This is a genomic window from Yersinia sp. 1652 StPb PI, assembly GCF_041538345.1.
Taxonomy (GTDB): domain Bacteria; phylum Pseudomonadota; class Gammaproteobacteria; order Enterobacterales; family Enterobacteriaceae; genus Yersinia; species Yersinia enterocolitica_E.
The window spans coordinates 1112668-1128217 of record NZ_JAULSM010000002.1 but is presented as its reverse complement, the minus strand read 5'-3'; the positions used below and the strand labels follow the sequence as shown (position 1 = coordinate 1128217).

The window sequence follows — 15550 nt, the reverse complement described above, 5'->3', positions numbered from 1 at the left end:
AGTAACGATACCCAACGGTAGTAATACCAACATTGTAGTAATACCAAACCTACTGTATCGGTGGCACATATACGGCCTGTTATCAGGCAGTCGCTAGCCCTAAAAAAGTTACAATCGGGGAGAAATAGTGATCAAAGCCAACAAAGGCATGATTTCCACCTGATTCTACTGTTTGCCGGCAAGGGGTGTAATAAGCAACCGCTTGACGGTAATCGAGGATCTCATCCCCGGTTTGTTGCAATAACCAGAGTAAATCTGGGGATTCCAACTTTTCAATTTGCATGACCTTCAGGTCGTAAATATGTCGAGACTCTAACACATATTGTTGACCTGTGTAGGGGTTCTCATTCTCGCCCAGATAATCACTGAGCAGCTCAAAAGGCCGCACTGCCGGGTTAACAACCACCGCAGGTATGCTGAAACGCTGGGAAAGCCAGGTAGCAAAATAGCCGCCCAAGGAAGAACCAACAATACCAATAGATTGCCCAGCTTTATCCATCACAATGTTTTCCAACATTTCTGCTGCTTGTGCCGGATACGGCGGTAATTGCGGTGTCAGCATCTCAATATGAGGATGGTGCTGCTGCAACCAACTTTTAAAGGTGGTTGCTTTGAGCGAACTGGGGGAGCTATTAAAGCCGTGAATATAAAGAAGCGTACTCATCAATAACCATCCGAGTCCATGTCCGGGCAGAACTCATCACTGGCTAACCGACGAACCTCAGTTTCAAGTATTCCATCAGGCAGTAAGTCGAGGTAGCGCCATCCCGGGGCCACAGTATCAAGCGTAAAATTAGTACAGTGCGGTTTGAATTGCACACAAGTAGAAGGGCTGGCCAGCAGCCGTTTACCATACCAATCGAGATCCAAATCTTGATGGATATGGCCACACAATAAGGTGGTAACACGCGGATAACGAACCAGCACTGCCGCCAACATATGCGCATTACGCAGACTGTGTTGGTCAAGCCAAGTGCAGCCGGATGGCATTGGGTGATGATGCAATAAAATCAGCGTATAGCGTTCTGGGTAAGCCACCAGACAACGCTCCATCCACTCCAACTGATAATCGCTCAGTTCACCATAAGGAACGCCGAATACCTGACTGTCCAATAACAGAATTTGCCAGTTATCACCAACCAGAACCTGCTTCGAAGGCGCAATGCCTGAATCCGCCAGGGCATCTACCATCGCCGGTTGAAAATCGTGATTACCGGGTAGCCAGACGCAAGGCGCTGGCAAACGGGAAATACCCTTGGCAAAATTCTGATAGGCAGCAACAGAATGGTCCTGTGCCAAATCACCGGTTGCAACAATCAGATCGAACGGATGTTGCTCAGCAATAATCGCATCCAACACAGCGCGATAACTGTGGGACGTATTCACACCCAGCAAGGTCTCATGTTCACCTGCGAAGAGGTGGGTATCTGTTATTTGTAAAATTCTGACTTTGGCCCCACTCGCCATAGGCAGTTTAAACAGGCTTTCCAAATGGTGTCCTTGTTTTTGCACCCTTCCCAACCAGAATTATCACGATTCTTCACTCTCTGTAGGCAAGGTTATAAGTCTGTCTAACAAACCGGAACTGCCACCGCTCCATGCGCCAAACAATAGCGCAACCAGTCAGCAAGAAACTGGTTAATTTGATGCTTTTCGTCCCGCTGATGCAACTTTTTATTCGGATAATCATAACTTGCTTTGAAGCGGTAGATCTGCTGACTGGCACACACTTCCGCGACCTGTGCATCATGATAAAGCCGCACCACCATCGATGGCAGGCTCCAGTGACTCACCGCAGGCTCGGTTTGCACAATCTCTACTACCGAAGTGTAGCGGGTTGACTCAATAATTGTCAGCCTATAACTGCCGCCATTAACCTGATAAGCCACGTTTTCGCCCACTTCATCGACGCGAGGTATCAAACGACGCAATTGTGCGAAGTTAGTTTCACATATCCGCATCATCTCAGGGAAATCAGGTGTATAGCGCTTACTCATTATTTTTTCTCTTTATCTATACTCTAAATAATTCGAGTTGCAGGAAGGCGGCAAGCGATATAATCCCGATGAGTTGACGCCAGTCAATGATTCGGGTTATTGAGTGTAGCCAACGCACCAGCAGCTTGAAGTATGACGAGTATCTTTATGACTGCCATTCTGCTCTCAGCGATTGATGGTGCAACGCCAACCATTGTAATGCAATGATCGAGGCTGCGTTATCAATAGCACCTTCTTCAACCCAACGACAAGCTTGTTCACGACTAACAACATGCACTCGAATATCTTCATTTTCGTCAGCCAAGCCATGAATACCCTTCGCCGTTGTCGCATCAACTTCGCCCACCATAATAGACAAACGTTCGCTGGTGCCCCCGGGGCTGGCTAAATAGCTGAGCACCGGCTTACAGCGGCCAATATCAATTCCGGCTTCCTCCTGCGCCTCGCGACGGGCGACCGCTTCAACGGTTTCGCCCTCTTCAATCATTCCGGCTACCATTTCTAATAACCAAGGTGACGGGCTACTGTCAATGGCGGCAATCCGTAATTGCTCAACCAATACCACTTCATCACGCACCGGATCATAGGGTAACAACACCGCAGCATGGCCACGCTCGAAAATTTCACGCTTAACTTCACCACTCATTTCACCGTTAAACAGGCGGTGGCGGAATCGGTATAAATTCAGTGAAAAAAAACCACTGTAAAGTGTTTCACGTGCAATAATTTCCACATCATTCTTGTCAAAGGTCACCGGTGAGGATTGTACTGACGTCATTAACTGTTCTCCTTACTTAAGTATCCAAGCTTAATTGTGATTTTTGATGACAGCCAAACTACACAGGCTATACCCTAAATAATTAGAGTTGCAGGAAGGCGGCAATTGAGCGACAAATTGGTTGTAAACCATTTTGCACAGCGCCTGCGTGGCCCGTAGGGTGAGGCTCATAATCCCCCATGAGCTTACATAAGTAAGTGACTGGGGTTAACGAAAGCAGCTAACGCACATGCAGCTTGCAGTATGACGGGTATACAGGATTTTAAAATAGCAGGCATAGAGTTAGCTGATAGAAATGATTTTGATAAAGATTATTTGACCAAGATAGCTCGATACAGATGAGTTGTCTGAATACTCATTTAGCTTTGTGATAGATTTAAGTAAATTAAGGCGAGATGGCACAATCAGCCACCTTATCCCATTGGCAGACTCTGATAGAATCGGCAACAATATCGTCTATCGACAGCTACCATAGTAAAATTGCCGCACAAATGCTGCACAACAAGGACTGCAAATGAAGAAACTGCTCCCCCTTCTTATCGGGCTGAGTCTGGCTGGTTTCAGTACCATGAGCCAGGCAGAGAACTTGCTGCAAGTTTATAAGCAAGCCAGGGATAGTAACCCGGATTTACGCAAATCGGCTGCTGACCGCGATGCTGCATATGAAAAAATTAATCAAGCGCGCAGCCCGCTGTTACCACAGCTCGGTTTGGGTGCAGGTTACAGCCATACTAATGGTTTCCGTGATGCATCCGATAGCCCGGATAGCAACGCGACATCAGGCTCCCTGCAACTGACTCAAACTATTTTTGATATGTCTAAATGGCGCGCCCTGACCTTACAGGAAAAGGCGGCGGGTATTCAGGATGTCACATTCCAGACCGACGAACAGGCACTGATCCTGAACACGGCAACAGCCTATTTCAACGTACTCAGAGCGATTGATAGCCTGTCTTACACCGAAGCACAGAAGCAATCGGTCTATCGCCAGTTGGACCAAACGACCCAGCGGTTTAATGTAGGTTTAGTCGCAATTACCGATGTGCAAAACGCCCGTGCCAGCTACGATACCGTGTTAGCAGCAGAAGTGACTGCCCGTAACAATTTGGATAATGCGTTGGAAAACCTGCGCCAGATCACCGGTGTTTATTATCCTGAATTGGCATCACTGAATGTGAGTCGCTTGAAGACTGAGCGCCCACAAGCAGTTACTAACTTATTGAAAGAAGCTGAAAAACGTAACCTTGCTTTGCTTTCTGCCCGTTTGAGCCAAGATTTGGCTCGTGAGCAAATTAAGTCAGCAGAAACCGGTTATATGCCGACGGTCGATTTGACCGCCTCATCTTCTGTAACCAATACGCGTTACAGTGGGGGGTCACCAACCAGCCAGCAAGTAAATAATGATGCTGGGCAAAACCAAATTGGTGTGCAACTGAGTTTGCCACTGTATAGCGGCGGGGCCACCAATTCTGCGGTGAAACAAGCACAGTACAATTTCGTCGGTGCCAGTGAACAGCTAGAAAGTGCGCACCGTAGTGTGGTGCAAACTGTACGCTCCTCATTCAATAATATTTCAGCCTCCATCAGTAGTATCAAGGCTTATGAGCAGGTGGTCATTTCCAACCAAAGTTCATTAGATGCCATGGAAGCCGGATACCAGGTGGGTACCCGTACTATTCTGGATGTATTGACTGCAACGACTAACTTGTATCAATCCAAACAGCAATTAGCTGACGCGCGTTATAACTATCTGATTAATCAGTTAAACATCCAATCCGCGTTGGGGACATTGAATATGGACGATCTGATGCAACTGAATGGCGTATTGGACAAGCCAGTGCCAACTTCAGCCACCAGCCTCGCACCGGACAATGCCAACCAGAATGCTTATGCTGATGGCGAAAGTGCTCAATCAGCACCGCGTGCTACTTCTGTAAGCCAACCAGCTACCGCAGCACCAACAGCGGCGCGTAGTGGCAATCCATTCCGTAACTGATTTTTACGGACTCGGACTCTCTGGGTGCAGCATCAGGCTGTGCCCGGTTTCTATGCCCTACGTCTTCGCTGCCAAGCACTTTTTGCCAATGAAAAAAGCGAAGCTACTCGCAGCATTTCGTATAGCTTTGTAAAGTCTGCCGCTGGCAAGCCCCTACGCTTTAATTTCGTACATCTTTCCCCTATTCTAGAGCGTACTTACTGGGAAAGGGCACAAAAGCCCTGAAATGAGACAAATAATGATGAAACGGACTCAAAACATCAATCAAGAGACTTTCCGTAAATCCTGGCGCAATTACCGTCTTGCGCCCGTAGCTTTAGCTGTCAGTGCTGTATTTATGCTGGCTGGCTGTGAAAAAACCGATGAGACCGTCTCTTTGTATCAAAATGCTGATGATTGCTCTCAGGCGAATCCGTCCAAGAGCGCGGAATGTACCACCGCTTACAACACGGCATTACAAGAAGCGGCTAAAACTGCACCAAAATATGCGACCCGTGAAGACTGTGTGGCAGAGTTTGGTGAATCTCAGTGTACTCAGGCTCCTGCTCAAGCTGGCATGGTACCAACATCTTCATCATCTTCTGGCGAAACCACGGCGGCCGCACCACAACAAAGTGGCAGTATGTGGATGCCATTAATGGCCGGTTATATGATGGGCCGGATGATGGGCGGTGGTGCAAGCCAGCCACTATTCACGTCGAAAGCGCCAAATAGCCCAGCGAATGGCAAGTTTGTTGATGCGACAGGCAAAAACTTTGGTTCAGCCACCACTGGCCGCACCATGAACGTGCCAAGAACCGCTATGGCACCCAAACCTGCGGTAACCAACACTATCACTCGTGGTGGCTTTGGTGAGTCCGTAGCTAAGCAGTCTTCTATGCAACGTAGTGCCGCGACATCATCTAAAACCAGCACACGCAGCATGGGTGGTTAAGGTCTGATTAATGAAACGTTTAGCGATTAGCGAACGCCCAGACTGGCGCGAGAAAGCCACTGAATTCGGTTTCCGTTTCCACACCATGTATGGCGAGCCGTACTGGTGTGAGGATGCGTATTACGAATTCACACTGGCACAGATTGAAGAGCTGGAAGAAACTACCGCAGAATTGCATCAGATGTGTCTGCAAGTGGTTGAGAAAGTGGTGAATAGCGATCAACTGATGGCAAAATTCCGCATTCCAAAACACTGTTGGGATTTTGTTCGTAGCTCATGGAAAACTCATCAGCCATCGCTCTATTCTCGCCTTGATCTGGCCTATGACGGCATAAATCCAGCAAAACTGCTGGAAAACAATGCGGACACCCCAACGTCATTGTATGAAGCCGCCTTTTTCCAATGGTTATGGTTGGAAGATCAAATCAACGCAGGCAATTTGAGTCAGGATTCTGATCAATACAACAGCATGCAAGAGAAGTTGATTGAGCGCTTTGTCGACCTGCGTGATAACCATGGTTTTAGCTTACTGCATCTGGCCTGTTGTCAGGACAGTGAAGAAGATCGTGGTACGGTGCAATATTTGCAAGATTGCGCGCTGGAAGCAGGTCTGCCAACTGAATTCATGTTTATGGAAGAGATCGGCTTAGGAGAGAAAGGCCAATTTACTGACCTGGATAATCAGGTTATCAGTAATTTGTTCAAACTCTATCCGTGGGAGTTTATGTTCCGCGAAATGTTTTCAACCAAGTTGGAAGATGCTGGTGTACGCTGGCTGGAACCAGCCTGGAAAAGCATTATCTCTAATAAAGCCTTGCTGCCGTTGCTGTGGGAGATGTTCCCAAATCACCCTAATCTGTTGCCTGCTTATTTCGCCGAAGATGACCATCCAAAGATGGATCATTATGTCACCAAGCCGCTGTTCTCACGGGAAGGTGCCAATATCCAGATTGTGGAAAACGGCAAAGAAGTTGCCCGAGTTGATGGGCCATATGGTGAAGAAGGCATGATTGTGCAGCAATTTCATCCGCTGCCTAAGTTCGGCGACAGCTATACCCTGATAGGTAGCTGGCTGGTGAATGATCAACCCTGTGGCATTGGTTTGCGTGAAGACAGAGAACTGATTACCCAAGATCTGTCGCGTTTTTACCCGCATATTATTTTGGGCTAAGGCTGCGCATAACTTAAGGGAAAGCACTCGCTTTCCCTCAGACTGCTGACAAGGTCAAATGAAGGGGAAACACTCCGTTGGCGCCACTTTTAGTTTCAAATACAAGTGCGTAAACCGTAGGAGTGGTCAACCCTTGGCTCGCTGACTTTATCAGTTCAAACCTTTCTTTTTATAACGTCGAACTATCCAATTCTTACCGACAACATACTGAGCGATCCCATCTCAATCCCATCAGTGGGAATCGAAATCGGCTCGACGCCGTCCCAGCTCCCCAACACATACAAAAGTGGCAGATAATGCTCTGGTGACGGATTAGATAGCGCAGCCCCTTCATGTTGCATAAAGTTTACTAAAGGATGGTTATCACCTTGATAGTTAAGGTTATCTCGCACAAATTGATTGAAAGATTCAGCCCAAGGATACGGACTGCTATCACCCTGCCATCTAACCATACGCAAGTTATGCACGACGTTTCCGCTGGCGACAATCATCACGCCCTGCTCCCGCAGCACTGCCAGCTTGCGACCTAACTCATAGTGATAAGCCACCGGTTGCGTACCATCAATGCTCAATTGCACCACCGGAATATCAGCCTCAGGGTACATTTTAATCAATACCCCCCAGCTACCATGGTCCAATCCCCATTCACTGGTATCAGCTCGCACAGCGATAGGTGCCAATAATTGCTGAACTTGTGCTGCCAGTTCCGGTGACCCCGGCGCTGGATATTCGGTATCAAATAACGCCTGAGGGAATCCACCAAAATCATGGATAGTCCGAGGTTGCTCCATTGCCGTCACTGCGGTACCACGGGTATACCAGTGGGCGGAGACGGCCAGAATCGCCTTAGGACGCGGTAAGGTCTCACCCAACGTACGCCATGCCTGAGTGTGACTGTTTTCTTCCAGCACGTTCATCGGGCTACCGTGGCCGAGAAACAGTGCAGGCATACGAGAGCTGTTCATAAGAAATCCTTACTGTTAAGAGAAAAAATGGCGCTTGAAATCATAAGAAATACATTACGCGCTTTTTTTTCATTACACAGCCAGATAACAGTGATGAAGATATTCAATAAAATTGAATGGGGAAAGTCAGAGAAGGGTTAACTTAGGGGTCAAGACATTATAGGAAATAACCGGGCCGCACTCTATTCAGGAAAATAGAGGCAACCCGGTGTTTAAACCAACACGATCAGCAGGCAATATCCATTGATATCGCCACTCTATTAGCTGGCTTTTCTTGCCTGAGACTGGAGGTAATCAGCCAGGTCATCAATTGTCACTACCGGCATATCATGCAATTTAGCGAACTCAATAACCTCTGGCGCATGGGCCATACTGCCATCGTCATTAGTCAGTTCACACAACACACCTGCTGGCTTGTAGCCCGCCAGTGTTGCCAAATCGATAGAGGCTTCGGTATGACCACGACGCGATAATACACCGCCTACCTGACCACGCAGCGGGAATACATGGCCCGGGCGGTTAAGATCAGCAGGTTTAGCGTTGTCAGCAATGGCCGCACGAATAGTCGTCAAACGGTCAGCCGCAGAAACGCCGGTCGTAACACCTTTAGCCGCTTCAATTGTCACGGTAAATGCCGTCTGGAACTGGCTGGAATTATTGGTCACCATCATCGGTAAATCAAGTTGCTGGCGGCGCTCGTCAGTGATACACAGACACACAATGCCACTACCGTGGCGGATGGTCAGTGCCATTTGTTCAACAGTCATTGCTTCAGCTGCAAAGACGATATCACCTTCGTTTTCTCGACTTTCGTCGTCTAACACCATAACGCCACGGCCATTACGCAGCGCGTCGACAGCACGTTCTACACGCTCAACAGGCGTGCCAAAATCTGATAGAAGGGTCTGATTCATGGTAAGAAACCTCATTAAAATTATGGATTACCAGAATCAGGGCGGTCTTGAGGAGTAAAAGGCCACTCTTTCATATATAACATTGCTTCATATATAAATAGAAATAGCCGAAATAACGCAAGCGAGCTATAAGCCCGGCAGATACCGTTACTCTCTCCCATCCGGACTATAACCGTCGGCCCCGGAATCACACCGGGTCTGCTGACCTCTACCTTGCCCTCTTTAACAAGAGAAACAACGTGAGCGCTCGCGGGCTTTTGCACCACGACACAGATATGCCGCACCACAATTTACCGCCGGTGGGGACTTGCACCCCGCCCTGAGAATAAGCCCTATGACTATAGCGCTATTGATTCGTCTGGGCAATTACCAAAATGTAGATGTTTGGAGGTTTATACAATCAACGTGAGGCATTACACTAATAAGCAGTAATCCACATCTCATTAGGGAAATATCATGATTGACCCGAAAAAAATTGAACAAATCGCCCGCCAGGTGCATGAGTCTATGCCGAAAGGAATTCGCGAATTCGGGGAAGACGTCGAAAAGAAAATTCGTCTGGTGCTGCAATCGCAATTAACACGACTGGATTTGGTTAATCGTGAAGAGTTCGATGTACAAACTCAAGTGTTGCTACGCACCAGAGAAAAACTGGCGTTACTGGAACAACGCGTGACAGAGCTGGAAGCCAAATTCAACAACGTCCCAGCCGTTATTGATGATAACAGCGGTGATGACAAAACCGGCGAGTAACGCTTGGTCGCATGTCAGTAGTGATAATCAGGGCGCAGTTCGATATCGCGCCCTGAGTTTACGAGGATATCGCCGCTGGTCGCATTCTGGAAAGCAGCACCCACAAGAGGAAAAACATCAGTAAAGCGTATAAGCTTTTCCAACCTATCATCACCAGCAATACACAACACAGAATACTGCCAATCACCGACATCACCCGCGAACGCCCGCTCAATAGGCGAATCCCCGCCAGCATACAGAGCAAGTAAATCAGCACAAAAATGCCATTGGCATACACAATCAGTAGGTCCAGTGGCAGCGATAGCCAATAAATAAGTAACGCAAATACCAGGCAACTCCCCACCACGGCAGTAAGTGCATTAACTGGCGTTTGCCCGGCAGAAAGCTGCGCAAGTTTGCTTTCAGGCCGAACCTGAGCCTGTGACCACACCATGCGGGCAAAACTCTGGGTATAAATATTGACGCTGGCAAAACAGGCCAGATAGCCAATAATGCACGCTATCCACAGTGCATGCTGACCAAAAAGTTGCACCACAATGCCCGGCAACGACGCCGCAGCCGCTTGTTGTTCGCCATAGGCATGGAAATGCAACACCGCCACGGTACAACCCCAATACACGGCACCTGCGACGAGTAAGCCAACGATTAGTGCGCGTGGAAAATCACGTTCAGGATGGCGGAATTCTGTTGCCAAATGTGCAAAGGCTTCTAATCCGACAAAACACCAGAACATTACGGCCAACGCGCTGAACATATTCGGAGGGGAAATATCTTGTAGCTCTGGCCAGGGTATCTGTGATGGTTGAATCGCCCCCTGCCACCAAATAGCCACCACCAGCGCAATGACCAGTAATGCTATCAATGTCTGTACATTAGCGCTGGAGCCCGCGCTACGTGTGCCCAGCAGCCAAATAACCAGCAAAGTGACCAGTTGCACCATCAGCAACCCAGTATCACTCCAGCCAAATGTCGCCTGCCAGAAACCGGCAGCTATTTGCAAGGCGGCGGGTAAACCTACCGGAATAACAGACAAAAATAGCCAACCAGTGACATTCCCCAACTTCGGGCCAAAGGCCATTGTCACAAAGTGGGCCGCCCCTGCGGCACTAGGGAAATGGCGGCCTAGCGCAGCAAACGCGATAGCAATCGGGAAAACCAGTATAATCAATACCGGCCAGGCCCATAGACTGTCGTCTCCGGCCAGCATCGCCGCCAGTGCTGGAACCGCAAAAACGCCCGTTCCCAGCAGTGAGGTCGACAGCAACCCGACTCCCTGTGCCAGACTCAACTCCTGTTTTAGTCCATTCACCTACTAGCCTCGGCCATTCTTGATTGACTGAATAATATTGGTGGTGGAAACTCCATCTTCAAAATTCAGTACTTTAACCTCACCGCCAGCAGCCCAAACCTCGGCACTGCCCGCTATCTCATCCGGCTTATAATCACCACCTTTTACCAGCAAATCCGGCAAAATATCGGCAATTAAGCGCTGCGGCGTATCTTCCTCAAACGGCACCACCCAATCCACAGCTTCCAGTGCACCTAATACAATCATGCGCTGATCAAGTGGATTAACTGGCCGTTTTTCGCCTTTCAAGCGTTTGGTCGAGGCATCGCTGTTAACTGCCACGATCAGGCGGTCACCTAGCTTACGGGCGTTAGCCAAATAAGAGACATGACCCGCATGGAGAATATCGAAAATACCATTGGTCATGACCACTTTTTCACCACGCTGACGGGCCTGCGCCACCGCTTTTTTCAGTTGTTGCTCATCCATCACCCCAAAACCGGTTTCCGCACGACCACGGATGGCATTTTCCAGCTCAATCGGTGAAACCGTTGAGGTGCCCAACTTACCAACCACGACACCGGCGGCAGCATTAGCCAGGAAGCAGGACTCTTCCAGCGTATTACCCGCAGCCAGTGCCGCAGCCAACACCCCAATCACCGTATCACCAGCACCGGTCACATCGAACACTTCCTGCGCCTGAGTGGGTAGATGTAATGGTGGTTTCCCCGGTTGTAGCAGTGTCATTCCCTGTTCGGAACGGGTCACCAGCAAAGCTGAAAGCTCAAAGTCAGCCACCAGCTTCATGCCACGGCTGACCAGCTCTTCTTCATTTTTACAGTGACCAACGACGGCTTCAAATTCGGATAAGTTAGGGGTTAACAGTGTTGCGCCGCGATAACGCTCAAAATCGCTGCCTTTAGGATCGATAAGTACCGGAACTTTCGCATTGCGTGCCAGTTGGATCATCGGCTGCACACTGTTCAATGCACCTTTGGCATAATCGGATAGCACCAATGCGCCAATCTGTGGCAGCGCCTGCTGGATACGATCAAAGATTGGCTGCGGATCAACCCCGTCAAAACCCTCTTCAAAATCCAGGCGGATCAACTGCTGATTACGAGAAAGCACCCGCAATTTGGTAATTGTTGGGTGGGTCGGCACCGAAACAAAATCACAGCGCACCTGTACTTCATTCAGCTTGCTGGTCAGCGCCCGCGCAGCATCATCGATGCCGGTCAACCCAACTAAACGAGAGATAGCGCCAAGGGATGCGATGTTCATCGCCACGTTTGCAGCACCACCAGGGCGCTCTTCGATGGTATCAACTTTGACAACTGGCACCGGTGCTTCTGGTGAGATCCGGCTGGTTGGCCCATACCAATAGCGGTCTAACATGACATCACCAACGACTAATACACCAGCGCGGCGAAAATCAGGCAGCGTGACTTTCATACGTTAGCCCCCCAAAGTGAGCTGTTATTAACCCCGAAAACACACATCTCTTCGCTCCAATTTTGTGTTTGTTATACTCTAAATAATTCGAGTTGCAGGAAGGCGGCAAGCGAGTGACAAATTGGTTGCAAACCATTTTGAACGGCGCTTGCGCTGGCCCGCAGGGTGAGCCTCTCATGAGGCTCATAATCCCGATGAGTTGACGCTAGTCAATGATTCGGGTGACAAATCGGTCAGGAACCGATTTGAACGTTGCTTGCAACGGCCTCGCAGAGGCGAGGCCCATGGACGGGCCGAGTAACGAGCGCGACCAACACACATGCAGCTTGAAGTATGACGAATATATGTGGTGCCGGATAATATCACAGACACCTTGCATACTATGAATAACCGACGTACCCAGTCATAACGGGCACTGCTGGCACTTTATCTTATTCGCTGGCAACAATATCTGACGTCACCAGCCATTTTCGCCAACTGGCAGCAACTTGCTCTCTTTCGGTGATAAAACTGTCAGCAGAAACCTTACTGGATAGCTCCTGCAATGCCAGGTGATGAATCTCATCACGCATGGTGACATAAGCACGGGTCAGGGCCGCTGCCTCTTGCGGTGCCATGATGTCGTAATTAGCCATCAACTCAAAAATGCGCACATTATCTGACCAACGGGTCAACCGTGGCTCGCTGGCCGCATAGCGCAACACCAGATATTGCGCGATAAACTCAATATCGGTAATCCCCCCCTCATCAGCCTTAATATCAAAGATACCACGCTGTTTGCTGCCCAGATGGTTGCGCATTTTCTCTCGCATTTCGCGCACTTCCTGCTGCAATTGTGGGTCTTCTCGGTGGCGGCACAGAATTTGCTGGCGGATGGTATCAAACTGTTGATGCAATTGAGGATCACCATAAACGATGCGGGCGCGCACCAGTGCCTGATGCTCCCAAGTCCAAGCCTCATGCTGTTGGTAATCGGCGAAAGCTTCAACGGTGCTGACCAGCATGCCCGCCTCACCTGATGGCCGCAGACGAGCATCCACTTCATATAAAATGCCTGACGAGGTGCGGGTGCTGAACAAATGCATCACCCGCTGAGCCAAACGCAGGTAGAACTGACGGCCGTCGATGCTACGCTCGCCATCAGTCATCACATCCAGCGGGCAATCGAGCAAGAACACCAGATCCAAATCTGAGCTGTAACCTAGCTCCCAGCCCCCCAACTTGCCATAACCAATCACGGCGAAACCACGGCCTTCTCGCTGCTGTAGATGGCTCGGCTGGCCATAGCGAGCCACCATCTGCCCCCAGGCTTGCTGAATAACCGCATCAATCATGGCCTCTGCCAGATAAGTTAAGTGATCGCTCACTTTCATTACCGGCAGTGCCTCGGTGATATCACCAGCAGCAATACGCAATTGCTGGGCTTGCTTAAATTGACGCAACGCCTCGAGTTGCTGCTCTTCGTCATCCTCCGGCACCCGCAATAAGTATTGGCGCAATTCATCGCGATAAGCACCGGGTTCCAATGGTTGATAGAACGATTGCGGATCAAGCAACTCATCCAATAACAGCGGGTAGCGGGCCAATTGACTGGCCACCATCGGCGAGGCAGAACACAGGCGAATAACATGTTTTAGTGCCGCATGGTATTCCACCAGTAATTCGAGGTAAGTGGTGCGGGTAAGGATACTGAGCAGCAACTGAATCAAGCGGCTGAGGGCGACATTGGCGTCCGGGCGCGAGCAAACCTCGGAGAACAAGCGCGGCATCAGTTGATCCAGCACCTCACGGCCCCGAGGGCCAATGGTGCGTTTATCAACGTCATGGCGGAAATCATTTATCGTCGTCAACAACTGCCGGCGGGCTGGTTGGTCTAAATGTGGCGTCAAAGGGGCTAAATCACTCTCTTCCAGCACATCCTGCCATAAGCTTTTATACAAACCATGACGAGGATCTTCACCGATATCGGGAGTATCATCGCCAATCAGGTCGTCAAATACCAACCGTACCGCCTGCATATGCTGTTCCAGTGCAGCACTCATTTCCATCCAGTCGGTATACCCCATGCCCCAAGCCAATCGGGCCTGATTCAGTGCATCACCGGGTAACGTTTGGGTTTGCTCATCAGCAATAGCTTGCAGCAGATTTTCCAAACGGCGCAAAAACAGATAACTGCTGCTGAGGTCGTTCACTTGTTGTGGCGGCAATAAACCCAGCTCGGCGACTGCCTGCAACGTCGGCAGTAAAGCCCGCTCTTGCAGGCGCGGTTCACGGCCGCCACGAATAAGCTGAAATACCTGCGTGATAAATTCGATTTCACGAATACCGCCGGCCCCCAGCTTAATATTATCTTTCAGACCACGCCGCCGGACCTCACGGGCAATCATCCCTTTCATGTTACGTAACGATTGAATCACGCTGAAATCGATATAGCGTCGGAAGACGAAGGGCCGCAGCATCTGGCGCAGCTCTTTACTGTAGTGGTCTTCAGCCCCGCCCATCAGACGTGCCTTAACCATCGCATAGCGTTCCCAGTCGCGCCCTTGCTCTTGGTAATAATCCTCCAGCGCGGCAAAACTCAGTACCAGCGGGCCACTGTCACCAAACGGGCGTAGACGCATATCCACCCGATAGACAAAACCATCAATGGTTTGCTGATCCAACGCTTTAATCAGCCGTTGCCCCAAGCGGGTAAAGAACTGGGCATTATCCAACTGCCGTCGCCCACCCTGGGTCTGGCCGTTTTCTGGGTAGGCAAAAATCAGATCGATATCAGAGGAGAAATTCAGTTCACCGCCGCCTAACTTGCCCATGCCCAAAATCAGCAGCGGCTGCGGTACCCCCTCGGCATTAGAGGGGGTACCGAACTCACGGCAACAAGCCTGATACAGCCAATCGCGCGCCGCCAAAATCAGGCTTTCAGCCAACCCGCTCAGTTGTTGTAAGGTCTCAGTAGTCACACTGGTTTGCCGTGTTTGTGACCAGGCGATGCGCACCATCATCCGGCGGCGAAACAGCCGCAATGCGGCTAATAATGCCGCTTCGTCATGTACCTCGGCCAACGCCAGATTTAACCATTGTGGATAAAATTGCCACTCCTGCGGTTGCGGGGGTTGCTGATGCAACTCCTCCAGCCACTCAGGGTGAATCAGTAACATATCACTGACAAAATCACTCAACGCCAGCACAGGGATATCTTCCTCGTGTAAATCTGGCGGAGCCGGTAACTCATAAAAGCGCTGTCGTATATTCTGCGCCTGAATCTGTAATTCCGAAGAGAGTGGCAACATAAAGCATTC

At 49.7% G+C, this 15550-nt stretch carries 13 protein-coding genes and 1 riboswitch; of the genes, 4 read left to right on the top strand and 9 right to left on the bottom strand.

The window, feature by feature from the left end; all coding sequences use genetic code 11:
• Positions 1-82: 82 nt before the first annotated feature.
• The 4 genes from yqiA to nudF all read right to left on the bottom strand — a co-directional run bounded on the left by yqiA (position 83) and on the right by nudF (position 2775).
• A complete protein-coding gene (gene yqiA, locus Q2T71_RS21640; protein ID WP_372560484.1) occupies positions 83-664 on the bottom strand; it encodes an esterase YqiA in 582 nt (193 codons plus the stop codon).
• Positions 664-1491: a 3',5'-cyclic-AMP phosphodiesterase gene (cpdA, locus tag Q2T71_RS21635; protein ID WP_372560696.1), complete on the bottom strand. Its 828-nt coding sequence runs from the start codon at positions 1489-1491 to the stop codon at positions 664-666. The genes yqiA and cpdA overlap by 1 nt, the downstream gene beginning before the upstream one ends.
• A gap of 80 nt (positions 1492-1571) precedes the next feature.
• On the bottom strand, positions 1572-1997 hold the full coding sequence (locus Q2T71_RS21630) for a DUF1249 family protein (protein ID WP_050086674.1): 426 nt from the start codon (positions 1995-1997) through the stop codon (positions 1572-1574).
• A gap of 145 nt (positions 1998-2142) precedes the next feature.
• Entirely contained in the window at positions 2143-2775 is a 633-nt protein-coding gene (gene nudF / locus Q2T71_RS21625) for an ADP-ribose diphosphatase (RefSeq protein WP_083162382.1), read from the bottom strand.
• Between the two features lie 514 nt (positions 2776-3289).
• Here nudF and tolC point away from each other — a divergent pair.
• The 3 genes from tolC (at position 3290) to Q2T71_RS21610 (ending at position 6876) form a co-directional block, all read left to right on the top strand.
• Positions 3290-4771, top strand: coding sequence for an outer membrane channel protein TolC (gene tolC, locus Q2T71_RS21620; RefSeq protein ID WP_372560483.1), 1482 nt, complete (start codon positions 3290-3292; stop codon positions 4769-4771).
• A gap of 241 nt (positions 4772-5012) precedes the next feature.
• Positions 5013-5705, top strand: a complete 693-nt coding sequence (locus tag Q2T71_RS21615) for a DUF1190 family protein (protein ID WP_083164047.1) — start codon at positions 5013-5015, stop codon at positions 5703-5705.
• Between the two features lie 10 nt (positions 5706-5715).
• Positions 5716-6876 (top strand): glutathionylspermidine synthase family protein, encoded by a 1161-nt coding sequence (locus tag Q2T71_RS21610; protein WP_083162380.1) that lies wholly within the window; start codon positions 5716-5718, stop codon positions 6874-6876.
• Between the two features lie 182 nt (positions 6877-7058).
• Here Q2T71_RS21610 and ygiD read toward each other — a convergent pair whose 3' ends face one another.
• Together ygiD and ribB are read right to left on the bottom strand one after the other, a co-directional pair.
• Positions 7059-7841: a 4,5-DOPA dioxygenase extradiol gene (gene ygiD / locus Q2T71_RS21605; protein ID WP_372560482.1), complete on the bottom strand. Its 783-nt coding sequence runs from the start codon at positions 7839-7841 to the stop codon at positions 7059-7061.
• A gap of 260 nt (positions 7842-8101) precedes the next feature.
• On the bottom strand, positions 8102-8755 hold the full coding sequence (ribB, locus tag Q2T71_RS21600) for a 3,4-dihydroxy-2-butanone-4-phosphate synthase (protein WP_083162378.1): 654 nt from the start codon (positions 8753-8755) through the stop codon (positions 8102-8104).
• Positions 8756-8900: 145 nt separating this feature from the next.
• Positions 8901-9086, bottom strand: a riboswitch (FMN riboswitch).
• Positions 9087-9211: 125 nt separating this feature from the next.
• Between ribB and Q2T71_RS21595 the strand changes: the two genes are divergently transcribed.
• Positions 9212-9508 carry an accessory factor UbiK family protein gene (locus tag Q2T71_RS21595; protein WP_083162376.1) on the top strand — a complete coding sequence of 99 codons (297 nt, stop codon included), beginning with the start codon at positions 9212-9214 and terminating at the stop codon, positions 9506-9508.
• Between the two features lie 58 nt (positions 9509-9566).
• Here the strand turns inward: Q2T71_RS21595 and yjeH are convergent, their stop codons facing one another.
• The 3 genes from yjeH to glnE form a co-directional block, all read right to left on the bottom strand.
• Entirely contained in the window at positions 9567-10817 is a 1251-nt protein-coding gene (gene yjeH / locus Q2T71_RS21590) for an L-methionine/branched-chain amino acid transporter (RefSeq protein WP_372560481.1), read from the bottom strand.
• A gap of 3 nt (positions 10818-10820) precedes the next feature.
• A complete protein-coding gene (hldE, locus tag Q2T71_RS21585; protein ID WP_372560480.1) occupies positions 10821-12251 on the bottom strand; it encodes a bifunctional D-glycero-beta-D-manno-heptose-7-phosphate kinase/D-glycero-beta-D-manno-heptose 1-phosphate adenylyltransferase HldE in 1431 nt (476 codons plus the stop codon).
• A gap of 431 nt (positions 12252-12682) precedes the next feature.
• Positions 12683-15541: a bifunctional [glutamate--ammonia ligase]-adenylyl-L-tyrosine phosphorylase/[glutamate--ammonia-ligase] adenylyltransferase gene (gene glnE / locus Q2T71_RS21580; RefSeq protein WP_372560479.1), complete on the bottom strand. Its 2859-nt coding sequence runs from the start codon at positions 15539-15541 to the stop codon at positions 12683-12685.
• Positions 15542-15550: the final 9 nt, after the last annotated feature.